The sequence below is a fragment of the Limimaricola cinnabarinus LL-001 genome (assembly GCF_000466965.1).
GTDB classification, from domain to species: domain Bacteria; phylum Pseudomonadota; class Alphaproteobacteria; order Rhodobacterales; family Rhodobacteraceae; genus Limimaricola; species Limimaricola cinnabarinus.
Genome location: NZ_BATB01000133.1, coordinates 1 through 2,620, shown reverse-complemented (window position 1 = coordinate 2,620; position 2,620 = coordinate 1). Strand labels below are relative to the sequence as shown.

2 protein-coding genes are annotated in these 2,620 nt (G+C 68.7%); one reads left to right on the top strand and one right to left on the bottom strand.

The annotated features are described in order from the left end of the window. Window positions 1-162 (bottom strand): hotdog domain-containing protein (locus tag MBELCI_RS18595; protein WP_045320527.1); only part of this gene is annotated, 162 nt, incomplete at its 3' end. Between the two features lie 401 nt (window positions 163-563). Here MBELCI_RS18595 and MBELCI_RS18590 point away from each other — a divergent pair. Then, window positions 564-2,498 (top strand): beta-galactosidase, encoded by a 1,935-nt coding sequence (locus tag MBELCI_RS18590; protein ID WP_045320528.1) that lies wholly within the window; start codon window positions 564-566, stop codon window positions 2,496-2,498. Window positions 2,499-2,620: the final 122 nt, after the last annotated feature.

Below are 2,620 nucleotides of genomic sequence, written 5' to 3'. Positions count from 1 at the left end.
ATCGACCGAGAGCGTCACCGCGTATTCGCCCGAGTAGCGCGAGGCGCAGGAGAACGCGACGCGGTCGAGCAGCGCCAGAAGCGCGCCGCCATGCACCTTGCCGCTGAAATTCGCCATGTCCGGCGTCATCAGCACCGTCATCTCCAGACCGCTGCGATCCATGCCCCTATCCCCTTGCCTGCCGTCCCGACGCCGCCCCAATACCAGAGGGCGGTTCAGCCTAGCGCGACCGCCGCGCCGCGCCAATCGGCGATGCGGCATGGGGCAGGGGGGCCAACGTGTCGGCGTGATCCCGCGCCCCTGTCCATGCCCTCGTTCATACCAGCGCGGAAGGTGGCATCGGCTGTTGACAAGCACGGGGCTGGAGGGCCTATCATCCCAACATGCAAGACGAGGTTTCGAATAATGAAACCCGTGATCCGTGACGGGAGCCGCGACAGGAGCCGTGCCATGAGCAGCCATCACCGGCCTCCCCATGGCCCTGCCACGCGGACACTCGCGGCCTTCACTCACACCATATGGGGAAACGCGGGCGCGTGCCCTTCCCCGACAGGCGGACCGACATGACCGAACTCACCCGCACATTGGGCTGTTGCTATTACCCCGAACACTGGCCGCGCGCGATCTGGGCCGAGGATGCGCGCCGCATGGCCGAGACCGGGCTGACATGGGTGCGGATCGGCGAATTCGCATGGGGGCGGCTGGAGCCCAGCCCCGGCGATCTGCGCTTCGACTGGCTCGACGAGGCGATCTGGACGCTGGGCGAGGCGGGGCTGAAGGTGGTGCTGGGCACGCCGACGGCGACGCCGCCGCGCTGGGTTCTCGACCGGCACCCCGACATGCTCGCGGTCGATGCGCAGGGCCGTCCGCGCAAGTTCGGCTCGCGCCGTCATTACTGCTTCAGCCATGAGGGTTTCGCCGCCGAGAGCGACCGCATCGTCACGCTTCTGGCCGAGAGATACGGGCGCAACGAACATGTCGCGGCGTGGCAGACCGACAATGAATATGGCTGCCACGATACGACGATCTCCTATTCCGACGCTGCGCGGCGCGCCTTTCAACGCTGGCTGCGCGGGCGGTATCCGGGTGCCGGCAATGATGGCGACATCGACGCGCTCAATGCCGCGTGGGGCAACGTGTTCTGGTCGATGGACTACCGCGACTTCGACGAGATCGACCTGCCCAACCTCACCGTGACCGAACCCAACCCGGCCCATGCGCTGGCCTTCCGGCGGTTTTCCTCCGATCAGGTCGTGGCCTTCAACCGCCGGCAGGTGGAGATCATCCGCGCCCATTCCAAGGCGCCGATCACCCACAACTACATGGGTCGGGTCACCGATTTCGACCATTTCGCCGTCGGCGAGGATCTCGATTTCGCGTCGTGGGACAGCTATCCCTTGGGCTTTCTCGAAGACCGCGCCGGGGCCGACGCGGAAACCCAGCGGGCCTATGCGCGGCAGGGCGATCCTGATTTTCAGGCGCTGCACCACGATCTCTACCGCGCTGTGGGGCGGGGCCGGATGTGGGTGATGGAGCAGCAGCCGGGGCCGGTGAACTGGGCCCCGCACAACCCCGCGCCGCATCCCGGCATGGTCCGGCTCTGGAGCTGGGAGGCCTTTGCCCATGGCGCGGAATGCGTCAGCTATTTCCGTTGGCGGCAGGCCCCCTTCGCGCAGGAGCAGCTGCATTCGGGCCTGTTGCGCCCCGACAGCCAGCCCGCGCCGGGGCTGGAGGAGGCGCGTCAGGTCGCGCGCGAGATCGCGCAGGCCCCCGCCGTCGCCAACGCCGCCTCCGAGGTGGCGATCCTGTTCGATTATGACGCCGATGCCGCCTGGGCGGTGCAGCCACACGGGCAGGGGCTGAGCTATTTCGGCCTCGTGCTCGATCTTTACAAGGCGATGCGCGGGCTCGGCCTGTCGATCGACATCCTGCCCACCACCTGCCGCGACTTCTCGGGCTACCGGCTCATCGCTGCGCCGGGGCTGATGCATATGAGCGAAGCGTTGAAGGAGGCATTGGCCCATGCCGAGGCCGAAGTGCTGATCGGGCCGCGATCGGGTGCGCGCGACGGCGAGTTTTCGATCCCGGTGCCGCTGCCGCCTGCGATGCCGGGGCTGGACGTGGTGGTGAGCCATGTCGAAAGCCTGCGCCCCGACAGCCCCGAGCCTCTCGATCAGGGCGGGGCCTTCATCCTCTACCGCGAGGCGATCGAGGGCGCGGCCAAGGTGGTCGAGCGGACCGCCTCGGGGGCGCCGGCGGTGATGCGCGAGGGGCGGCTGACCTATCTGGGCGGCTGGCCCGACAAGGCGGCCGCGCGGCGCGTCGTCTCGGCGCTTTGCGCACGGGCGGGGCTCGACGTGGTCGAGCTTCCCGAAGGGGTGCGCCGCCGCGACACCGGAACGGAGCGGTTCTGGTTCAACCATGCGACCGAAGCGGCGCGCGTCGGAGGGCTGGACCTGCCGCCGCTGTCGGTGACGCGGATCGCGCGAGACGGCTAGAGCCGCGGCGCGATCCGTTCGGCGGCGTCGAGTAGCGCCGCGTCGCGAAACCCGGGCGCGGTGAGCATCAGCCCCGCGCCGGGCGTGGCCTTGATCGGAAGCGAGATCGAACAGCCGTCGAT

Coding starts and splice junctions, on each gene's coding strand:
- MBELCI_RS18590 (WP_045320528.1), top strand. CDS start 564: ATGACCGAACTCACCCGCACATTGGGCTGTTGCTATTACCCCGAACAC.